This is a genomic window from Burkholderia sp. MSMB1459WGS, assembly GCF_001534535.1.
GTDB lineage: Bacteria > Pseudomonadota > Gammaproteobacteria > Burkholderiales > Burkholderiaceae > Burkholderia.
Genome location: NZ_LPMU01000047.1, coordinates 19,685 through 37,022 on the forward strand (window position 1 = coordinate 19,685; position 17,338 = coordinate 37,022).

Sequence of the window (17,338 nt, forward strand, 5' to 3'; positions counted from 1 at the left end):
GCGCTACGAATCGCCCCCGTGTCCGCTCCGAGCGCTTCCGTACACTCGAAATCGCGCCATGCGGCGCCGGCGGCGTGCATCTTGCGTACGGCCGCGCCTGACGGGAGCCTTGCATGTTGTCGATCGACGGAATGGGTTTGGGGTTGAACTGGCAGCGTTTCCTGTCGCAAACGCTGGACCCTGACCTCGCACCGAAACCGCCGCGCAATGCGGACGGTACGTCCAACGACGGCCCGAACAACGGTCCGGCCAACCCGGTCACTCCGACCACCACGCCGCCGATCCCCGTGCAGGCCGATCTCGGCACCGATCCGTCCAAGCCGACCAACCCCGAAATCGCGTCGGCCACCGCCCTGCTCCAGAGCATGGCCGATCAATATCGCGTGGCGCCGCCCGAGATCACGGTCGACAACGACACGACGCGCGCCGTCCAGGGTGTGATCCAGGACGCTCAGACCCGGTACGACAACGCACAGCAAGCGCTGCAAGGCGCGCAGGGTGTGCTGCGGATGACGAACCGCGACCCCGACGCGACGCCCGACGAGCGCAAGGCCGCGCGCGACAACTACACGAAGGCGCGCGATGCGGCCGACACCGCGCAACGCGAACTCGACGTGACGACCGACGCCGGCTACCGGATCCTGTATGGCGAGCAGGCGAAAGCCGACCAGTACAGCGCCGACCCGACGAACGACAAAATCGAGGGGCCCGCGCAACAGCAAGCCGATGCGAAGCTCGCCGCGCTGCAAAAGCTGTTCCCCGACCAGACGAAGGCGAATCCGAACTTCGTCCCGCAGCAGGGCGATTGCAAGACGCCCGCCCAGGTCCAGGCCTACGACGACTGGCAATCGGCGACCTCGAGCGCGGTAACGGCTCAGGCGAAGTACTGGGCCGACGTCAGCAATGCGAATCTCGCCTATAAGCAGTTCCAGTCGTACATGGCCGATCCCGCGTACAAGGACGCGATCGATACCGGCGTCGGCAAGCTGAACGATGCGCTCGCGCCGCTGCAGTTGCAGGTGGATCTGCCCGATCCGCCGCCGGCCGATGCGAACGGCAACGTCGACATGAATGCCGTGCAGGCCAATATCGCGCAGGCCGCGAAGATCGCCAATTACTCAAACGCGGCCTATGCGGCGTCGCTCGACGCGCAGCAGGTCACGACGCTGCAGCAGAAGTACGACGCCGACAGCGCGTGCCTGATCGGCTCGACGCCCGGCGCGGCGAAAGACGACAAGGCCGTGCTCGATCGCGCGACCACGCAGGCGAACACGAGCGGCAGCTACATGCAGATGCTCGGCGCGCAGTTGACCGTCGACGACTTGCAAGGCAAGTACGACACCGCGAAATCGGCGTCCGACGACTGGCATACCGCGAATCCGCACTCGCTCGATCCGCATCCGGCCGTCGACACCGACCTCGCCGCCGCGTCCGATGCACTCGCACAGGCGAAACAGAAGGCCAGCCTCGCGCACGACGGGTTCGTCGTCGCGTACGGTCAGACACTCGCGCAGCAGTACGACGACGCCGGCGCGCAGATCGACGCGCAGCTCAAGCCAAAGGTGCCGTTCGTGCTGCAGAACCCGACGCCGACGCTGTCGACGAATCCGCCGCCGTCTGCAACGCCGCCGGCACCATCGACGACGCAGACGCCGACATCGTCGTTGAGCACGTCGGCGCTGCCCGGCGCGCTGTCGACGTCGCTGCCGCCCACGACGCTGTTCACGAATCCGTCGTTCGTGCTGCAGCCGCCCGGCTCGAACACGTCCTTGCCGACCACCGCGACCGGCCAGACCGCGCTCGACGCGAAAAAGCTCCATGTCGTCGCGGGCGCGCTGCGCGCGGCCGACGGCCGGCTGTCCAACACGTTCAACGATGCGGCCGCGAAATTCCAGCTCGCGAACGCGAAGACGCAGCAAGGCGTGCTGAAGGGCAAGCTCGCCGACATACAGAAAACCTACGACGACTGGTACGCGAACAATCCGACGCCGGTGCGCATGCGCGAGGTGAACGGCGACGAGATTCCGATGCGCACGCCGCTGCGTCCGAATCCGTACCAGGACCAGCTCGACCAGGCGCGCAACGACCTGCAACAAGCCGACGCGACCGTCAACAAACTGCAGTTGCTGACCGAGATGTCGCATCAGCAGGTGCTGCTCGACCAGTTCGATGCGAGCCTCGCCGAGAACCTGCGCAATCCGCAAAGCCAGCACGACAAGGACGCGTATTCGAACGCGCTCGACGGCTTCTTCCGCGCGCACCAGGGCGAGCTGTCGCAATCGCTGCTCGATCAGGCCGGGGCGAGTACGAACAAGGCCGCGACGATCCATTTCGGCAAGCTGACCGACAACGAGCAGCGCAACCTGATCGGCACCGCGATCGGGCTGCCGCCCGACGTGCAGCCGTCGTCGGACACGGGCACGCCCACCGCGCCCGTCAACGACGACACGGTGCGCTACACCGACAAGGACAAGCTCGACACGATCGACAAGGTGCGCGGCGAAATCCTGAAGCTCGGCGGCGGCAGCGACACGCAGGTCAACGTCCTGCCGCTGATCTACTCGGACAAGACGGCCGGAATGGTGACGAGCGCGCTCTTCAAGGTCACCGACAGCAAGGGCCACGTCCAGTACGTCGACGACACGTCCGCGCATTACGACGACATCGGCGACTACCTCGACAACAACCAGCTTGCGTCGAGCGGCACGCTCGATCTCGTGACCGGCTACGACGACAACGGCCACGCGCAGTACCAGCAGAAGGCCGCGCATCACGACGACTGGTTCCATAGCGCGCTGAACACGCTGACCGGCGGCAAGGTGAACCTGGGGATGATGGGTCTCGGGCTGCTGATGGAAGGCGCCGGCGTGCTGCTCGACGCGACCGGCGTCGGCGCGTTCGCCGGCGGCGCGCTGAACTTCGCGGGCGCGGTGATGATGGACACGGCGATCGGTTCGAGCATGGCGAAATCCGCGCTCGATATCGGCTCGCGCTGGGAACACAACCAGAGCATCAATCCGTTCACCGACGCCGGCGCGCGCGGCGACTGGCTCAACCTCGTACCGATGGGCGCGGCCGGCGCGGCGAAGTTCGCGGGCTCGGAAGTGTTCGGCAAGACGATCACCGCCCTCACCGGCTCGGCGAAGGCCGCGAAAGTGACCACCGCGATCGTGCGCGGCACGTCGCTCGCCACCGGCGTCGGCGCCGCGGGCGAAAGCTTCGTCGAAGCCGGTATCGACTTCGCGCACGGAGACAGCGAGCACGGCTGGGATGCGCTCAAGTCCGGCTTCACGAACGTCGCGCTGATGGGCGCGGGCGGCGTGCGGGACCGCGTGGTCAACGCGACGGTTCGCGTCACGGGCCGGCCGGTGGTCGCCCGCTCGGCGGGCGGCGAACGCATCTCGATCGACGGCCAGCAGCTGCAGAAAATCCTGACCAGGAACGAGCCGTCGCAACTTGCGTTCGGCGCGACGCGCGCGTCGCTCGACGGCGTCGACGTCAAGGTCGCGAAGGACGGCACGCTGATGGCGGGCGACAAGGTGCTCACCTACGACAACATGCCCGTGCGCGTGCTCGACTCGCTCAACAACAAGGACCTGAACAACCTGCCGCGCGGGACGTCGGTGATCCTCGGCGAGAACGGCGAACTGAGCATCGTCAAGCTGACCGGCAAGACCTGGACCGAAGGCACGAAGATCGAATCGGTCACGGAAACGGGCGACCGGCTGTCGTTCGGCAGCGACGGCGAAATCAATGCGCCGTCGAAGCTCGTCGCGAAAACGCCCGCCCCGGTGCACAGCGACCCGCGACAGCCGGCAAGCGACGAGGCGCCGCCGGCCGACGGCGCGCCGCGAACCACGCCGGCCGACGAAGCCGCTGCGCGCGCCACCGAAGCGAACGACACGGCCACCGCGACCACGACCGCCAGCGCACGCAACGCGCAGCGCACGAGCGAAGCACGGACCACGCGTGACGAGGACCAGCAGGAAACGCGCGCATCCGATTCGCACGTCGCCGCGCAGAATCGCCGCAGCAGCGACCTGCGCGCGGAAAACGATCCGGCCGTCGCGCGGGCGCCCGGCGCACCGGGCGCAGGCGCGCTCGAAGCGCCGGCCAGCGTCGCGCCGCGCACGCCGGTCCGCGTGATCGACCTGACCGACGCCGAACCGGCTTCCCGGCCCGCGACGCTCGACCCGGCCGGCGTGTCGGTGCCGCGCGGCCCGTCGGTCGACGCGCTCGACTACGGCGAACACACGCTCTTCATCGTGCGGAACGGCGAGGACCCGGCAGCGGCCACGCCCGAGGCGGCGCGGCCGCGCGCGGTAAGCGCGCTGCCCGCCGACGTCGCGGAACCGATCGTCGTCATCGCCGATGCGGCGGACGCGCACGTCGCGCCCGAACTCGCGAATCGCTGGCAGCGGCCGGTATTCGCGGCCGCGCCGGACGCGATGCACCCGGACGGCACGCTGCGCGCCGACGCGCCGCTCACGCGCTACCTGCCCGCTCCCGATGCAGCGACGGCAGGCGGCCGTGTCGTCGGCACGAGCGCGCAGGCGGCGCACGCCGATGCGGCGGGCGTCGTCGAAACCGAGCCGCCCGCGACGAATCCGGAAGCGCCCGCCACGCGCCGCGCGCCTCCGCCCGCGAACGACGACACCGTCGTCGTACTCGCAACGGCCAGGCGCCACGCCGCCGATCCCGACACGCACGCCGCCCTGCCGCAGCCGCCCGCTCGCACGGCGCGTGCGCTGGACGGCGCATTCAGTGCACCGAACCGCATCGTGGTGCTCGTCAAGCCGGCCGAACGATCCGCGTCGCAAGCGGCGAACGACGCGCGCGACGCATCCCGGCCGAAGCCGGCCCGCGATGCACGGGCCGACGCCCGCGCGCTCCCTGCCGCCGCGCACCCGGAAACCACCGAGGCGTCGCCGGACCCGGCGCTTGCCGGCCCGGGCCTGTTCACGCGGCTGCAAATGCGTTTCGGCGGCGCACCGCTGCCGGACGCGGTCCACGCGCTCGCGCAGCAATCGGACACGCTCACGCAGCAGTTGCGAATGCTGAGCGATGCCGGCTGGCGCGTGAGCCTCGGCAAGCGCGGCGGCGGCAGCCGGATCGATCCGAAGCGGCGCCGCGTGACGATCGACGGCGGACTGCACGATTCGGGCAGCATCACGTACACGCTCGCGCACGAGGCCAAGCATGCGGTCGAAGCGATCGACGGCACGCTGGATTCGCTCGACTACAGCGGCCGCAGCCGCTTCACGCGCAAGGCGCTCGAAGCCGAAGCGCGCGCACAGATCAACGCGTTCGAGGCGCGCTACGAGATCGATCTCGCAGGCGGCGGCGACATCGCGGCGAACACGACGCTGCCCGATGCGCTCCAGCACGAGGCCGACCGCTGGACGCCGTCGAGCGACTATGCGGGCACGGTCGCACGCCTTGCCGACGCGTTCGCCGATGCGCCGGTGTCGGGCCGCCGCGGCGAGACGTACCAGGCCTTCTACGACGGCATCTGGGACAAGCAGAAACGCGGCGGCGGCGCCCCGCGCCGGATGCCGGCGCCGCACACGACCGAATCGTCCGGGGGCGCGCACCTGCCGCGCACGCTCGAGGAACAGGTGCAATGGAGCCTCGCGCACGCGGAGCCGATCTCGCCGTTCGCCGAACGCGGGCGCAACGAGCCGCAACAGATGACGCTGCGGTTCCTGGACGAACGCACGTCGTCGGGAATCGAAGAACCGGTGACGATCATCCGCGGCCGAACCGATGCCACTGGCCAGTTGCTCGACGCACAGGGCCGCCCCGCACGGCACGTCGACTTTTCGATCGCGCACTTCCTCGCCGGCACGTCGACCAGCGCCGGCAGCGGCTACGCGCTGGTCCTGGCCGCCGACAACGGCCACGCCGCCGCGGCATGGCTCACGAACACCTGGCAACGGCCGGTCTACGTGCCGGACGGCGGTACCATCCGCGCGTTCGACGCGGCCATGGGCGACCCGGGCAGCATGCGCGCGCAGGCGCGATTCGATTACGCACCCACATGGACCCGCTACGCGCCGTCGCCGCGCGAGCGAATCGACTACGGCGAACTCGCCGTCGACGCGAACGGCCTGCACGTCGCAGGCGACCCGTCACGGCGGCTGGACCCGCAAGCACTGATCGGTCCGTTCCTGGGGGCCGGTATCGAGAAAAGCGTGTTCGAACTCGGCAAGCGCAACGCGATCGGCCTGTACGACGTCGACCCCGCGCGGCCGCGCGACGGCCAGCTCGCGAATCATTACGACGCGCTCGATACCGAACGCAACGGACTCGACCTGCTGCGCCGCTACGGCATGCGCACGTTGACCATCGACGGCCCGTTCTCGGTCGGCAACCGGATCGGGATCCTCTACCATCCGCTCGCCGAGCTCAGCAGCCGCGCCGTCTCGCTCGGCGCGTTGCCGTCACGTGTCACGCACGAATCGATGCGACAGCTCGCGGAAATGCGCGAGATCGTCGAGCGCGATGGTCTGGTGTTCGATTTCCAGGGGCTGTTCGACGCGCGCGGCGACTTCTACTTCAGCGACCCGGCCACCGTATTCCGCACGGACGACCGCGAGGAAATCGACGCCACGCTCGAGGAAATCGACAACGTCATCGCGCCGCTCGAACGCGGCATCGACAACGGCAGCATCGCGCTCGCGCATCCCGCGATCGCCGAATCGCTGCCGGAAGGCGCATTCGTCCAGAAGCCGTCGCTCTTCACGCGCATCCGGATGTGGTTCGGCGGCGCGCCGCTACCCGATGCCGCCTATGCGCTCGCCGGCCAGTCGAGCCTGCTCGCCGACCAGATGCGGCTGCTGAAGTCGGATGGCTGGCAGATCGTGTGGGGCCGCGCGGGACGCGGCAGCCGCACCGAGGTCGACCAGCGCCGGATCGTGATCGACGGCGGCCTGCGCGGCACCGGCACGCTCGTCTATACGCTCGCGCACGAAGCCGGCCACGCGGCCGACGTGTCGAACGACCGGCTCGGGCTCGACACCAGCAGCCCGGAAGCATACGTGCAAAGCACGCTGCTCGCCGAAGCGCGCGCACAAGCCAACGCGTTCGCGGTGCGCAAGCAGATCCTCGAATCGACCGGCGTCGACATTGCCGAGCACGCGGTGCTTCCCGAGGCGATCGCGCGCGAAGCCGATCATGTGATGCCGGGCGACGAAGCCGGCCTCGCGCGCCTCGCCGACGCATTCGGCAATGCTCCCGTATCGGGCCGCGACGGCGAACGCTACGGTGCGTTCTATGGCCGCGCGTGGGACCGGCAGCAGCAATCAGGCAACGCAGCGCTGCGCATGCCCGCGCCGCACACGACCGAATCGTCCGGCGGCAGCGGCGACGCACGATTACCGCGCACGCTCGACGAACAGGCGCAGTGGAGCCTCGCGCACGCGGACCGTGCATCGCCGTTTCCGCGCCGCTGGTTCGGCGGCGGCTCGCCGAAGCTGTCCTTCTCCCGCAACGGTCCGGTGTCCTATGCGAACGGCGAGCCGCTGACGCTCGTCCACGCGCGGACCGATGCGGCCGGCGGCCTGCTCGACGCACGCGGCCGCCCCGCCACGCCCGTCGACTATTCGATCGATCATCGCCACGCGTTCACGCCCGCGCGGGCCGGCGCACCCATCGTCCTCGCGGGCGAAGGCGGCGCGGCACACGCCGCGTGGCTCGCGAACCTCTGGCAACGCACGATCTACGTGCCCGACAGCGGCACGGTCCGCACGCTCGGCGAGCCGCGCAGCGACGGCACGCAGCGCATGCAGTTCGGCGGCCCGAGCGCATGGACGCGCTACACGCCGTCGCCGCGCGAACGGATCGATGCGGGCGCGCTCGCCGTCGACGAGCACGGGCTGCACGTCGCCGGCGATCCGTCGCGGCGCGTCGATCCCGACGCGCTGCTCGGCCCGTTCCTCGGCGCGGGCACCGCGAAGGCGGTATTCGAACTCGGCAAGCGCAATGCGATCGGCGTGTTCGACGCCAGCGGCGACAAGGCGCGCACGATGCTGGCCCACGAAAAGCGCGGGCTCGACCAGTTGACGCAGCTCGGCATGCGCACGGTCACGGTCGACGGGCCGTTCACCTACCACGGGCGCGTCGCGGTGCTGTACAGCCCGCTGGCCGAGCTCGACAGCCTCGACGTGATGCACGGCATCCTGCCGAAACGCGTGACGCGCGAATCGATGCGGCAGCTCGCCGCGATGCGCGAGCTTGCCGCGCGGCACGGCCTGTCGTTCGATTTCGAAGGTTTGTTCGATGCGAGCGGCGAGTTCTACTTCAGCGACCCTTCCGTCCTGATTCCGCATCCGGACCCGGCGACCAACCGCACGCCCGGAATGATCGATGCCGTCATCCAGCCGCTCGAACGCGGCATCGCGAGCGGCCATGTCGAACTCGCACACCCGGTGATCAGCGAGTCGCTGCCGGACGGCGCATTCGTCCAGAAGCCGTCGCTCTTCACGCGCATCCGGATGTGGTTCGGCGGTGCGCCGCTGCCCGATGCCGCCTATGCGCTGGCCGACCAGTCGAGCCTGCTCGCCGACCAACTGCGGCTGCTGAACCCCGGCCGCTGGGAGATCGTGCAAGGCCGCGCGGGCGCGGGCAGCAAGGTCGATGCCGAACGGCGCCGGATCGTGATCGACGGCGGCCTGCGCAACACCGGCACGATCGTCTACGTGCTCGCACACGAGGTCGGTCACGCGGTCGACGTGGCGACGAACCGGCTCGACCTCGACACCAGCAGCCCCGATGCGTACGCGGAAAGCGCGTTGCGTGCCGAGGCGCGCGCGCAGGCCAACGCATTCGCGGTGCGCAAGCAGATCCTCGCATCGACCGGCATCGACATCGCCGAGCACGCGGTGCTCCCCGACGCGATCGCGCGCGAAGCCGATCATGTGATGCCGGGCGACGCAGCCGGCCTCGCGCGCCTCGCCGACGCGTTCGGCAACGCGCGGACCTCGCTGCCCGGCAACCCCGTCTACCGTGCGCTGTATCGCGCGCAGGCCGAGCACGCGCTGCGCGACGGCGACGCCGGGCGAACCGGTACAGCACCGCGGACGATGCCGTCGATGATGATGTGGCCGGTGCCGGACCCGTCGTCGTTCCTGCCGGCCGCCCCCGCGCTCACGCCCGAAGCGCGCGCGGCCGACTGGTTGGATGCGCACGGCAAACGCGACCTGAAGCGGATCGACGGCACACAGTTGGCCGACATCCGCGACCTCGCGCAATACGCGGGCCCCAACGCCCACGTGCTGATCGCGAAGCATGCCGACCGGCCGGCGGACGACGGCACGCATCCGCAACCCGAGTTCGTCGCGAGCCTGACCACCGATGCCCACGGCCAGCCCGGTCAGGTCGAATCGGCCGACCCCGGCGGCACGCCGTCGCACGACTTGCGCGACGCGCTCTATCCGGGCACACGCCCACGCAAGCGCAGCGGCAGCGAAACGCCGCATGAAGCACGCGCGAAATTCGACTTCTACCTGTCGCCTGTGTCGCTCGACGAGTTGCGGCAATTCGGCGGCGCGGCGAAGATCGAAGCCGTCGACTCGAAGCGCGTGTGGAATGCCGAGCCTTCCGGCGACGCGCCTGCGCAGGAGGTCGTCGAGCAGATCGGCGAACTCGCCGATGCACCGCAATTCAAGCGTCCCAAGGCGGCCGCGAAGGCCGCGGACGACAGCGCGACGATCTTCGCGGTAGACAGGAAGACCGGCAAGGTGCTCGGCTATGCCGTGCCCAAGCAAGGTGGGAGCGGCTGGTCCTATCACGAGAAAACCTCGGTCGGCGACGCGTCGATCGGCGAGCAGGATCTCGGCATCGCCTTCCGGCGCCGCGCACGCGGCCTGCCCGACGGCCGGCGGGGCGTCGTGTTCGTGCCGACCTCGCTACCGGAATCGGTGGTGTCCCGCTATGGCGGCTTCGAGCCGGCCGAGCGGGTGTTGCCGATCGCCGAGCAAAAGCCGCCGTCGATGAAAACGAGCGACCGCGTACAGCGCCGGCTCGGCAAGATTCAGTCGAGAGGCAAGCCGCCCGCCGGCGCGACGCCGCTCGCCAACCGGTGGGTCGCGCCGAACCTGCTGCCGAAATCGGCCGACGACGTGCACGATTTCAGCGGCGCGAACACGCTGCATCTGCGGCGCGTGATCGATCTCGGCCAGGTCGGCCCCGAATACTTCATCTACGTCTACGGCACGGAAGGCGCGCTGATCGACACGCTGCACCAGCCGGACGGCATCCTCGCGACCCGTGACGGCACGCTGCAATGGTTCGACGATGCCGCGCATTTCGCCGACAAGAGCAAGCCAGGCGTCGACCTCGACAAGACGAAGATCGGCGGCGGTCCGGACGGCTCGGGCCGGCACTTTCTCGTGACGCGGCTCGACCCGGCGGAATTCGATGCGCGCACGCGGCCGACGCAGGTCGCGGCCTATGCGCTGAAACAAGCGGAACTCGACAAGCAGTTGCGGAAGGCCGCGGCGGAATCGTCCGCGCCGTTCGGAGTACTGGAGAACCGCATCGCGGCCGAACTGACAACCGCGAAGAACCAGCAGGCCATACTTGCCGGCGATCCGGCGTCCGGCACTGCGTCCGCCGGCCCGTCCGCGAAGCCGAAAAAGCCCACGCGCGGCAAGGGCAAGAAAGGCAAGCAGAACGCGCCGGCGGCGCCCGCCCCGGCCGCGTCGCCCGCGCCGCAGGCCGCGCCGGCCGGCAAACCGTTCAGCATCAAGACCTATCAGCCCGGCCTGACGAGCGCGACGGTCGCCGATTGGATCCTTCGCTTCGGCAAGGCGAAGGTCGACCACTGGTTCCCCGAGCACGAGCGCGTGAAGGCGTTCGCGGGCCGCACCGGCAAACCGCTCGATCTCGGCACCACACGCCAGGTCATGATGGCCGACAGCGTGATGATGAAGGCGCTCGGCATCCCGTTGCGGCTCGCGCGCGATGCGTCGAGCATGCCGTGGCGCGGCCCGCTGTCGCGGCCCGACCATGCGGCGAACGTGGTGTCGCGCCATGCGAAGCGCGCGATCACCTATCTGTCGATCGCACGGGCCGCGGACCGGCATGCGCTGCAGGCCTATGGCCGCGCGAAACCCGAGATCCAGGATCGCCTCGCGCTGATGGCGCGCGGCTTCACGTTGCGCGACGATCCCGCCGAGATGCTCGCACTCGTGAAATGCTACGGCGGTGCGATGCCGGTGGTGTCGGTCGCGGTCGATCCGTATTCGCTGGCCGCCGCGCTCGGCCGCAAACACGACCCCGCCTTCATCCGCCGCGTGCGCGAACTCGGCAAGCTCGACAACGCGCAGTTCGACGAAGCGAACGCGCGAATCGACATCGACGGCACGGGCCGCCACCTCGAACTCGACGACCTCGGCCACCTGTACAAATGGCTCGACGCGGCGTCCGAAGGCGGCTTCGTGCTGCGTCTCGAAACCGCGCCGTCGCGCGCGCTCGTGTCGGCCGAGGACCAGCGCACGCTGGCGGGCACCAACGATGCGTACCACGACTACGTGCGCACGTTCGACGCGCTCGAAACGTGGGCGCGGCAACACACCGGCGCGACCGCGCCGCATGTGATGGTGACGTTCCACGGCTGGGACGCCGTGCTCGAACCGGCGCCGGGCGACGGCCACCTGAAGCTCGTCGAGGCCGTGCTCGAGCGCAAGGAACTCGACTGGGTTCATCTCGGGCTGTCGTATGCGACGCACGGCTCGGACTTCGTCGCGAACCAGGACCTGACCGCCGCACTCGCCCGCAAGCTCGTCGAATACAAGCTGCATGCGCCCGACAAGCTCGCACGCCTGCACGGTGCCGACGCGCTCACGCGCGTGTTCGAACGGGTCGGCGCGCAGACGCTCGCGAACCAGCATCAGGTGCTGTTCGCCGAAGTCGACCGCGTCGGTCTCGCAAATGGGCTGAAGCCCGACCAGCTCGCGCAATTGCGCGCCGATCTGTACGAAGGGAACACGACCGCGCTGATGGACCGCGCACGGCAGGCAACGATCACTTATGCGAAGGAGAACTACTGGAATACCGCCGATCCCGCCAACCGGGCCGAAGCGCGCGCGCGCGATGCCGGCAAGCGCTGGCTGAGCCTGTACGGCAAGCCCGATACCGCACGCAAGATCGACGCGCATGCGAACCCGAATACATCGAGCACCGCGTTCTGGCGCGCGGTGGCCGCCGATCCGAAACTCGCGATCGACGAAACCAAGCCCGTCATCGTGAACCGCGACATCGCCGCGCAGCCGAGCCACCAGCGCGGCAACCCGCAGGAGGCCGCGCTCGCGCAGCTCAACGCGCTGCGCGTTCACCGGCCGTCGTTCGGCAAGCGCGACTGGGCGTGGTCGCTGGGCTTCGGCGGCACGGTGGCCGGCGCCAGCTCGCTCGTGGCGCTGAACGTGTTCAATGGCATGACCGTGATGAGCTCGGATGCGCTGACCCACGCGAACACCGCGCTGTTCGTCGGCGCGCGCGCGGGCCGCGTATTCGGTGCGATGCACCAGGGCGCGGTGCAGAGCCTGCAGAGCGGCGACCCGCGCGCGGTGCACGACGTGCTCGACCGCCTGCAGCGCTCGCTCGCACAGCAGCTGACCGCGCCGGTACACGGCTACAACCCGGCGCGGCTCGAACAGCTCGACCTGCTCACGAACGAAACGCGCGTGAAGGCAAGCCACCTCGTCGAAATGCACCGGCAGGGGCTCATCGGCTTCGACGATGCGGCCGCGCAGATCAAGGAATTGTCGGTCGATCTGCTCGCGAACATGCAGGGCATGGTCGGCGGCACGTCGCTCACACAGCTGCATCACGGCAATTCCCGCCGGTTCCTCGGTCTCGTCGGGCGCGGCAGCGCGATCGTCGGCTATTCCGGGACGATCGCCGTCGGCGTGCACGGGCTCATGACCGCGCCGACCGTCGCGGGTGCGCTGACGACCGCGAGCGCGGGGCTCGCCGCGACGTATTCGGGCCTCGTCTATGCGGTCAGCGCGCACCGCGTGAACGCGGACAAGCGCAGCCGCGTCGTACGCCTGATCGATTCGACGTCGGATTTCGTCGGCGTCGCGAGCGGTATCGCAGGCACGATCGCGCAATACGACAAAGGGCACTACGGGCTCGCGGCAACGGCCGCGACGTCAACGGCACTGCTGCTCGGCGCGCGCCTGAACACCCATTTCCCGAACGCGACGCGCTGGATCAAGAAATACCCGACCGCACTGATCCTCGTGCCGATCGGGATCTGGGGTTTCACGCAATTGCAGAGCCTGTTCTTCGGCCCGCCGTCGGGTGGCTCGGGATCGTCGCCGCACAAGCCGCAGTCGACGCCGGCACCGCCGCCGCCGTCACACCAGCCGCCGCAGCCGACCGCCGGCACGCCGACGGCCGGCCTCGCGCCGGGCACGACCGCAACGCAGCCGCCCGGGACCGGCACGACGGGCAATACGGTGCCCGCGCAGCCCTCCGCGCCGCCGTCGCAGGTCGCGCAGCCGTACATCGTCGTGGCAGGAGATTCGCTGTGGGTGATCGCCGACGCGCATCGCCAGTCGCTGCTGGACGCGGCGCACGTGCCGCCGGACGACCGCAAGGCGATGACGCGCGACCAGCAGGATGCGCGCGCGCTGAACGAGATCTTGCAGTTGAATCCGGGCCTGGCGTCGGCGCCGAACATGCTGCGTGTCGGGCAGTCGATCAACGTCGGCTGATGCGCGCCAGCCCGCCGCTCAGCCGGTCCACGCGGACGACCGGATCACGCTGCAGAAGTTGCCCGCACGGAAATGCGGATCCTTGTCCGCGAGCACGTCGGCCTTCACGTTGCCGAACGTCGTGTCGGGCTTGTGCTTGATGCCGTCGTAGAACGCCTGAATGATGTCCTCCTTGAAATGCGGCGTGCGCGGATGCGCGCGCACGACCGCTTCCCGCTCGATATCGCTGTATTCCGGGTAAGTGAGGCCCAGCACGTCCATCTCGACGCCCGCCGTGACCAGCGCGACGACCGGATGCATGTGCTGCGGGATGCCAGGTGTGGTGTGCAAAGCGATCGCGGTCCACACGATATCGATGTCCTGTTGCGAAATCCCGTTGCCCTTCAGAAAGTCGCGCGCGGCATTCGCGCCGTCCACTTCGAAGCGCTCGCATGCGCTGCTGTGCCGGTGCGTGAGTCCCATGTCATGGAACATGCAGCCGCAATAGAGCAGCTCGGGGTCGTACTCGAGCCCGCGCCGCCGGCCCGCCAGCGCCGCGAAATAGAACACTCGGCTCGAATGGTGAAACAGCAGCTCGGACTCGGTATCGCGCACGAGCTCGGTGATCTCGCGCGTCAGACGCGTATCGGGAAGGGTGATGCCGGCAACGTTCACAGTCATGATCGACCTCCATGGAAGACATCCTCGATTTTCCGGATTCCGGGCGATGTCTCCTATGGACGTATCACGCCTGATCCTGCCATTTCGCGCGACGAACGGACACGGCGCCTGCACGGCGAAAGAAGCGCCCCTATACTGCTGCGCATCGCGTTCGATACCACATGCAATCGATCATGCCGAAGGTCGTGGGTATTTTCGCCGTTACGGGCGTTCAACTGCTCGACGTCTCCGCGCCGCTCGACGTGTTCGCGCAAGCAAACACCGAGTGCGGCAAGCCGTTCTATACGTTGCGGGTCATCGCGAGCGGGCCCGGGCCGATTTGCAGTTCGTCCGGCGCACGGGTGTTGCCCGACTGGATCGCGCCTGATGTCCCGGAGCGCCTGGACACGCTGCTGGTCGCCGGCGCGCCTCACGCCGGCCGGATCGTATTGCGCACCGACGTCCTCGCGTGGCTGCGCTCGGCGGCCGTGCAAAGCAGGCGCTACGGCTCGATCTGCACCGGCGCGTTCCTCCTCGCGGCCACCGGCCTGTTGAAAGGACGCCACCTGACCACGCACTGGGCCGCCGCCGATGCACTCGCCAAAGCGTATCCGTCCGTCACCGTCGACGCCGACGCACTGTACGTACGCGACGGCAAGCTGCGCACCGGCGCCGGCGTCACGGCGGGGCTCGATCTCGCACTCGCACTGGTCGAGGAGGATCTCGGCCGCGAGATCGCGCGGCGCGTCGCCGCGCAACTGGTGATGTTCTTCAAGCGCCCGGGTGGGCAGCTCCAGTTCAGCCGCAACGGCGAGGCACGCCCCGCCGGGCGTTCCGTTCTGCAGGAAGTCCAGCGCTGGATCGCCGCCCACCCGGAACTCGAGCATTCGGTGGCCGGGATGGCGAAGCATGCGGGCATGAGCCCGCGCCATTTCGCGCGACTGTTCCGCGCGGAAGTCGGCATGACGCCGGCAGCATGGGTCGAGGCGACCCGCATCTCGGCCGCGCGCCAGCTACTCGAGAACGGCCACGACACGCCGAAGCAGGTCGCCGCGAAATGCGGCTTCGCGAACGTCGATACGCTCAGGCGAGCGTTCACCCGGCACGTCGGCATTACCCCCGCCGAATACCGGAAGCGGCAGGCGACCCTGACTGCGTGATGCGGAACGCGCAATGCCGGCAGGCTCGCCGAAATAATTCGGAATGCGATTCAACCGTTCATTCCACTGCTGCTTCACCGATCGACCCTATCGCTCCCAGAAGGCCCCGCGCCTGCTCCCTCGCGCCGGCAATCTTCAGATGAAATCCCATGCCGCGCGAATCGTTTACCCAGTTGCAATAATGATTCGCTGCAACGCGTATTTCCGACCGGTAACGCGATCGTTACGATGCAATCAACCGCTGAACGTCACGAGCGAAGCGCGAAATCAACAGAACCGGAGGTCACCATGAAGTCGTTCATCACCGCTGTCGTCGCCGCAACTGCCCTGTCCGCATCGTATGGCGCATTCGCCCAATCGAACCCGTCGGGCCAGCTGACGCGCGCCCAGGTGCGTGCGGAACTCGTCCAGCTCGAACGGGCCGGCTACAAGCCCGAAGTGTCCGATCAGTATTACCCGCGTGCGCTGCAGACCGCCCAGGCCCGCGTGACGAACGCCGATGAAGCCGGCTACGGCGTGCAAGCAGCCGCGAGCGCGCGTGCCGGCCGCGCGATCGCAGTCAAGCAGGAAGGCCGCGACTCGATCTATTTCGGCCAGTAAGCCGGATACGCGCCGGCATATTTCCCGCGTATTCCGATACGCACGCCGTACACGCGACACCCCGCTCCCGTTCATCGGGGCGGGGTGTTCGTTTTCCGGCCACCCGCTGCCTTTGCCGGCCGCGTGCCGCGCGGTGCCGTTCACGCAAGCGTCCGGTGTTTGCGCATAGAATGGCCGCGTGGTCGGTGTCGGCCAGCGCACATGCGAGCGGTACCTCGACGCCCGCTGGTCGGCCCGATATCGCACTCGGCGCATTTTTCGAAAAGGAGCGGTTTCATGTCTCAAACATCCGGTTCCATGATCACGTTTCGCCGCCCGGACGGCCAGGAACTGCAGGGCTATCTCGCCACGCCGGCACGGACCGAAGGCGCGCCCGCGGTCGTCGTCATCCAGGAATGGTGGGGGCTGAACGACCAGATCCGCGGCGTCGCGGATCGCCTCGCGCGCTGCGGCTACTTCGCGCTCGTGCCCGACCTGTATCGCGGCAAGTCGACGGTCGAGGAGGAGGAAGCGCACCACCTGATGACCGGCCTCGATTTCGGCGACGCCGCGTCGCAGGACATTCCGGGCGCGGTCGCGTACCTGAAGACGAAGGCGCCGCGCGTCGCGGTGACGGGCTTCTGCATGGGCGGCGCCCTCACGCTGCTGTCGCTGCAACATGCCGAAGCGGATGCCGGCGTCACGTGGTACGGCTTTCCGCCGCTCGACTACCTCGACCCGGCCAAGCTCAAGGTGCCGCTGATGGGCCACTGGGGCACGCAGGATGCGTTCTTCAAGATCGACCAGGTCGACGCACTGGAAAAGAAGCTCACCGATGCGAAGGTCGGCTTCGAATTCCATCGCTATCTCGCGCACCATGCGTTCGCGAACGAAACGGCCGTAGGCCCCGGCCGCATCGCCGGCACGCAGTTCGATCCGGTGTGGTCGCAAATGGCGTGGGATCGCACGCTCACGTTCTTCGGCCGGACGCTTTGGACGAAGCCGGCGTAACGTAACGCCGCTCCCCGCGCGGCGACGGTACAAAAGAACACGCCACGGATTTGCGTCCGTGGCGTGTTCGTTTTCACAACCGTTCGGTTCGATGAAGGGACGCGGCTCTGCCGCTCCTGCCGTGCGTCGCGCTTACCCGTTCGTCACAGTTGCCGACGCAGGCGCCGGAGCGGCCGCCTTGTCGTAATCGACCGGCGCATCCGGCGCGCGCGGCGCTTCGCCCGC

5 protein-coding genes are annotated in these 17,338 nt (G+C 68.7%); 4 read left to right on the top strand and 1 reads right to left on the bottom strand.

The features are described from left to right. Positions 1–113 precede the first annotated feature (113 nt). Positions 114–13,724, top strand: a complete 13,611-nt coding sequence (locus WT97_RS18995) for an LWXIA domain-containing protein (protein WP_060354108.1) — start codon at positions 114–116, stop codon at positions 13,722–13,724. Between the two features lie 18 nt (positions 13,725–13,742). On the opposite strand, the gene WT97_RS19000 is transcribed toward WT97_RS18995, so the two are convergent. Next, positions 13,743–14,384 carry an HD domain-containing protein gene (locus WT97_RS19000; protein ID WP_060035304.1) on the bottom strand — a complete coding sequence of 214 codons (642 nt, stop codon included), beginning with the start codon at positions 14,382–14,384 and terminating at the stop codon, positions 13,743–13,745. A gap of 173 nt (positions 14,385–14,557) precedes the next feature. Between WT97_RS19000 and WT97_RS19005 the strand changes: the two genes are divergently transcribed. The 3 genes from WT97_RS19005 (at position 14,558) to WT97_RS19015 (ending at position 17,113) form a co-directional block, all read left to right on the top strand. Continuing rightward, the gene (locus WT97_RS19005) at positions 14,558–15,523 is read left to right on the top strand and encodes a GlxA family transcriptional regulator (RefSeq protein ID WP_059503473.1); all 966 of its coding nucleotides are present in this window, start codon (positions 14,558–14,560) and stop codon (positions 15,521–15,523) included. Positions 15,524–15,811: 288 nt separating this feature from the next. Further along, on the top strand, positions 15,812–16,123 hold the full coding sequence (locus WT97_RS19010; protein WP_060354109.1) for a DUF4148 domain-containing protein: 312 nt from the start codon (positions 15,812–15,814) through the stop codon (positions 16,121–16,123). Positions 16,124–16,399: 276 nt separating this feature from the next. Further along, positions 16,400–17,113, top strand: a complete 714-nt coding sequence (locus WT97_RS19015) for a dienelactone hydrolase family protein (RefSeq protein ID WP_059503440.1) — start codon at positions 16,400–16,402, stop codon at positions 17,111–17,113. Positions 17,114–17,338 lie beyond the last annotated feature (225 nt).

What these genes read in the sequence shown, in the direction of transcription:
- WT97_RS18995 (WP_060354108.1), top strand. Translation starts at nt 114, where the DNA reads ATGTTGTCGATCGACGGAATGGGTTTGGGGTTGAACTGGCAGCGTTTC.
- WT97_RS19000 (WP_060035304.1), bottom strand. Translation starts at nt 14,384, where the DNA reads ATGACTGTGAACGTTGCCGGCATCACCCTTCCCGATACGCGTCTGACG.
- WT97_RS19005 (WP_059503473.1), top strand. Translation starts at nt 14,558, where the DNA reads ATGCCGAAGGTCGTGGGTATTTTCGCCGTTACGGGCGTTCAACTGCTC.
- WT97_RS19010 (WP_060354109.1), top strand. Translation starts at nt 15,812, where the DNA reads ATGAAGTCGTTCATCACCGCTGTCGTCGCCGCAACTGCCCTGTCCGCA.
- WT97_RS19015 (WP_059503440.1), top strand. Translation starts at nt 16,400, where the DNA reads ATGTCTCAAACATCCGGTTCCATGATCACGTTTCGCCGCCCGGACGGC.